The following is a 4,932-nucleotide window of genomic DNA, read 5'->3' on the forward strand; positions in this document are numbered from 1 at the left end:
ATCCCAACCAGTTAAACTCCGAGCGAATTGTTTTTTTGAAGAGTCGGAATTGAGTTTCAGCATAGTTCGCCTGAGAGTTACCCGGTTCTATCGTACGAACTTTCCGACAGACAGAATTCAAAAAATCTTTTGATTCTCCACCGGTAAATGCTCCGTGATTATCACTCACAAATTCCATAACTTCACGCTTATCACAAGATCGCAAAGCCATCAACATAGCCTGTCGTACCATTTCCGGACTTTCCTTGTGCTGTCCGACCGGTGCCGGATGCCAGCCAACGATTTTGCCCGTAGCTACGTCCGTTACAAGGATTACGTACAGACGCATAGCGCGGAGCGTGCCCTGTCGATCCATATAAGAATAAGCCAACGTTCCGGAACCATCCGCACACCAAAGCGAATTGCCGTAGCGCAATTTTTCAGATGGGATATACGTCAAGAAGGCAGATTTGAACGCGTTCCACCCATGCCGCTCGGCATAAGTCTTCAGGCGTGTGTCGTACATATTCGTATAATGGCAGAAGGTAGAATAACTAAGTGCTGATTCGCCCAGATACTCAATATCCTTTTCGTATTTTTCCCAAAGCGCAATCTTTGTCTCTTTTTGCGATCCTCCGAAGTTCATCCACAATTTAAGGATCAACGCCTCGTGGATATCGAAACGCTTGATTTCGCCCGTTTCCGTGTCCACCAGCTTGTATTTCCCTATCTTGCGAGCGTTATCGTTGCCTAAGCGCGAAGAGATTAGATACATATACTGTTCGTCCGGATCAGCCGGGAAATAGTGTAATTTCTTACGTAATGATCCGGCGGTAGTGATTGTGAAGTTGTATAATTGCTTTTTGTGTAGGATGGAAGCGCACAAACCGTAAAAATCGGATTGTGTCTTAATCTCCCATGTTTTATAACGCTTTTCAGAAACAACCTCACGAATAGTTTTTAGCCAGGTTAAGGCTTCAGCTAACTGTTTAGCCTTATCGGTATTAAACTTGCATACGCCGTTAACTTCGTAGTATCGGTAAAAATTCAAATCTGCATTATCCATCCGGGACAAAACATACTGTTCCACCTGTTCTTTCAGTTCCCGTTCGGTTGCGGAACGGCTTTCGTCCGCCAATGCGTCCACGGCCGCCAATAACTCTTCGCGACTACCCAGCCGACTACGGTACCGCGTGTCCCGACGATCCGGTATGCGATCGTAATCATAGTACCACTTACCATTTATGCGTGCATAACGCCACGCCTTGCCTGTGTCCGGGAGAATGTCTTTAGATTGATGACAAGGAGGTACGGACTTTCGATAAGCCAGTCGGCCTCTTATCCGTAGGTATTCAGCCATATCAGTCGAAATCCGGTCGCAGATAAAACTCTCCGACACCCAGACCGTCACCGACTCCTGAAACTTCCGTATGATTATGTCACCCTGTTTAAACATCGTTTAAATATTCTTTTTTTGCTCCTGCTCCGGACTCGAACCGGAGCGTTTGCCCATCAGGAATTTTTCTTAGATTTGTAGTAAAAAAACATCATGTTTATCGATCCGGAATTACATTATATAGTTCACCCCGAATTACAACTTAAAAGGATAATTGATGAGATCAAGCCTATTATCCGGGGTATGAAGTGTCCCATTCACAAAAAAAGACTCTTGATTACATCCGTGAGCTTTCACTACACCGAAACGGATATGTTTGCGGAAATTAGGGTAAAGTGTTGTACAGAGTTTGCGCACCAAGTGGCGGAAGCGATTCAAAAAACCAAGCTGATCGATAAAATATACATCATAGACACGAACAAAAAATACCTTTTCTGAAAGCATCATTGTTTCTATTCCGGAACAGCAATCTGTCAACGTGTTATATTCGTGTGTGTTTCTGAACAGACTGAGACCTTTTTCCACAGCCTCTCTTTTATCATAGCCGCAAACAATAGAAGCGAAAATTAACCGCTTATATATATTGTTATTCTTTTTCATCGTTTTCTCTTTTTGTGATTTTGTCAAATTTTTCAAGTTCACTCTTCTTCGCAGTTGCGGCAAAAACACCCCAAACCATCACTACGATAAGGAGTGCATAGGCCAAGAAAGGTACAGGCGTACCATTGTCTAAATTCCATTCAATAGTTTGTATTCCGGCTAATAAAAATATAGCCATGAACGGGCCGGTAACAAGCAGTATCAGTACCTTCATATCGTAGATTGATTAAATAAACTAGGTTGATTGTCGTCAAACACACGCACGGCCGTAGCTTGGTTATAACGCCCTGAAATAGAAGCCACCCCGGCAGAAACATTGACCAACACATCCACTTCGTGCTTATACTTCGTGATATTTTCACCCATCTGCATGACAAGGTGCCAGGAAAGTTTGCGTCGGCGAAATTTGATTTTCAGATTCGTCCATTGATCTACATTCATCTTTACGTGCTGTACAGAGTCAACAAACACGAACCGAAAACCGCCATTTTGAATGATTTTTTCGATCTCGTTCAAATCACGAACATGAGCGAAGCGTACATTTTCAGAAGTCACACCGCAACGGGAAATTCTATCCTGCAACGTTTTAGAGTTTATGCGTTCCTCTGCTGTCACATACAGAACGCGCCCGAACTGACTTACATACTGCGCCATCTTAGCACAAAATGTTGATTTACCGCTTTTCGCCTCACCCCTTATCAGTGTTGAGAAGCGGATATCCGGATTGCCGAATATCCGTTCCCATTCGCCCGTAAAAGGGTAGGTTTCAATATTACGCTCCGAAATGGAAGCAGGACTCCAGGTTCTCATAGCATTTTAATTTTTTCAACTCCCTTAATGCTGCCGCCCAAATCCAAGGCACGTTTACGAATGCGCCTTACCAGATCAGTATCCCTATGTCCATTAACTGCAAGTCCAACCCATGTGTCTGTAACTCCGAACTCCCTGATTAGTTCTTTTCTAATTTCCGTGTCAATCAAAATCTTAGGTAACTTTTCTTTTTTCATGCCAAATCTTTTTTTAATATGTTTTTTTCTAACTTTACTGCCTGGTTATATATTCGTAACCGGATGCAATATTACAATAGTTTTCGCCATTATGCAAGAAAAAGAACAAAAGATTTCGCCAATAAAGCAAAGAATTTTAAGTTTTGCTGAGTCCTTAGGGATTAGCAAGCGCACTTTTTACAGCCAAATAGGGGTTTCACGTGGGACTTTGGAGGCAAAATCTGGTATTACAGAAGATGTGTTGGCGAAATTTATCGCCGCATATCCTGAAGTTGATTTAAATTGGCTACTTACTGGTATTTCACAACCAGAGACAAACGAGGGCATACAAATACTTCATACACCTAATTACACGGAAAAGAGAGACAATCAAGAGATTATACTATATAATGTGACGGCGGCAGCAAACCTCAAGACCCTCTTTAATAACCCAGATCAAAATATTTTGGGGAAAATCTCTATTCCAGATATACCGAATTGCGATGGCGCCATATACGTAAATGGAGATAGCATGTACCCCCTACTGAAATCTGGCGATATAATCGCATACAAAGAAGTACACAATTTCAGTTTCATAATATTTGGAGAAATCTATATTATATCATTCAATATAGACGGAGATGAATACATCACAGTCAAATTCATCAACAAATCAGAACAAAAAGGATATATAACCTTAGTTAGTCAAAACCCACACCACGCTCCACAAGATATACCAATAACAGCCATTAACGCAATGGCATTGGTCAAACTAAGCATCCGAAAACACTCATTCAGATAGAACAACAATACAAACAGAAAACACTTAAATATTAATAAATTATGAAAAGGGCTTTTGCATTATTCCTATCTATTTTTATTCTGGCTGGATGTTCAGAAAACGATGAATATATCAACGGACTTAGAAAAGACATTGCTAATGTGGCAAAAAATAGACTTGTTGATATAGGAATAAATCCGATGTACACAGAAGATGTAACATATGTAAAATTTATAGAGAACACAGATACAGCTATATATGTTGGCGCAATAAAATCCAACGCTGCATGGTTTGCAAAATTTGACAAAAAAGGAAATCTTGTATTATCATATTCATATCCTAACACAGGCTCTCCTGAGTATTGTAGCTTCCCTTGTAGATTTGAAGTGTTTGACAATTTTATATTTGTTTCAATCTCACAAGAGAACAAAACATCAATAATAAACAACAATATATCATCCTATAACTCTTTATATAGTGAGAAAACCTTTTTATGTGTTATAAACAAAGATGGGAAAGAGGAAAAAACAATAAACAGAAGCTCAAACAATACTGCATTTATCGGAATACAGAACACATTTGGAGTTTTATTCGCAGAAACGAATAGTGAAGGAGTTGGATTAAAATTATATTTCTTAAACAACGATGGTAGTATAGTCTGGAGTCGAGATTGTAAAGAAACTGAATCCCATTTTACCCAGTATAGAACATTCATAAGTGAAGAAATGGCTATTCTTAATTCTTATGGCTATCGTTTTATTGATGTTAAAAATTATAATCTAAAATTTGTAATCGACTATGACGATCTTGAAAGAAAAGGTGATCTACAATATCAACCCAACATAACATACGGAGAAGCAAAATGGATTACTTTATCAGGAAAGCTATACTACACATATCCTGAAATTGAAAGAATAACTATTACTGATGACCCTATTTCCGGTCAATCTCATTATGAAAATATCATCAGAAATCAATACGCTTACGAAATTGACCCAGAAACTGGAGTTATTATCTCTTTTGGAAAAGATCATAAAATAAAATGGAACTAAAAGATTTCATAAAAGAAACCCTGATACAAATCGCCACAGGTATCAGCGAAGCTCAAGAAGAGCTACAGGAGACAGATTGCGCTATCAATCCAAGAGAAATAAAGAGCAAAGAAAGAGACTACGCCATTATGAAAAACA

7 protein-coding genes are annotated in these 4,932 nt (G+C 39.5%); 2 read left to right on the top strand and 5 right to left on the bottom strand.

The features are described from left to right. The 5 genes from PHT93_RS15000 to PHT93_RS15020 all read right to left on the bottom strand — a co-directional run. On the bottom strand, positions 1 to 1,435 hold a 1,435-nt coding region (locus tag PHT93_RS15000; protein WP_300244565.1), incomplete at its 3' end, for a transposase family protein. Between the two features lie 135 nt (positions 1,436 to 1,570). Then, positions 1,571 to 1,975, bottom strand: coding sequence for a hypothetical protein (locus PHT93_RS15005; RefSeq protein WP_300244567.1), 405 nt, complete (start codon positions 1,973 to 1,975; stop codon positions 1,571 to 1,573). Further along, a complete protein-coding gene (locus tag PHT93_RS15010; RefSeq protein ID WP_300244569.1) occupies positions 1,962 to 2,189 on the bottom strand; it encodes a hypothetical protein in 228 nt (75 codons plus the stop codon). Before PHT93_RS15010 ends, PHT93_RS15005 begins: the two co-directional genes overlap by 14 nt. Then, positions 2,186 to 2,785 carry a bifunctional adenosylcobinamide kinase/adenosylcobinamide-phosphate guanylyltransferase gene (locus PHT93_RS15015; protein ID WP_300244571.1) on the bottom strand — a complete coding sequence of 200 codons (600 nt, stop codon included), beginning with the start codon at positions 2,783 to 2,785 and terminating at the stop codon, positions 2,186 to 2,188. Before PHT93_RS15015 ends, PHT93_RS15010 begins: the two co-directional genes overlap by 4 nt. Then, the gene (locus PHT93_RS15020; protein WP_300244574.1) at positions 2,782 to 2,982 is read right to left on the bottom strand and encodes a hypothetical protein; all 201 of its coding nucleotides are present in this window, start codon (positions 2,980 to 2,982) and stop codon (positions 2,782 to 2,784) included. The genes PHT93_RS15015 and PHT93_RS15020 overlap by 4 nt, the downstream gene beginning before the upstream one ends. A 91-nt stretch (positions 2,983 to 3,073) precedes the next feature. Here PHT93_RS15020 and PHT93_RS15025 point away from each other — a divergent pair, with 91 nt between their 5' ends. Together PHT93_RS15025 and PHT93_RS15030 are read left to right on the top strand one after the other, a co-directional pair. Then, the gene (locus tag PHT93_RS15025; protein WP_300244576.1) at positions 3,074 to 3,763 is read left to right on the top strand and encodes a S24 family peptidase; all 690 of its coding nucleotides are present in this window, start codon (positions 3,074 to 3,076) and stop codon (positions 3,761 to 3,763) included. 41 nt (positions 3,764 to 3,804) lie between these two features. Next, entirely contained in the window at positions 3,805 to 4,794 is a 990-nt protein-coding gene (locus PHT93_RS15030) for a hypothetical protein (protein ID WP_300244578.1), read from the top strand. The last annotated feature ends 138 nt before the right edge of the window (positions 4,795 to 4,932 follow it).

The sequence above is a fragment of the Massilibacteroides sp. genome (assembly GCF_028705895.1).
In the GTDB taxonomy this organism is placed as follows: Bacteria; Bacteroidota; Bacteroidia; order Bacteroidales; family Tannerellaceae; genus Massilibacteroides.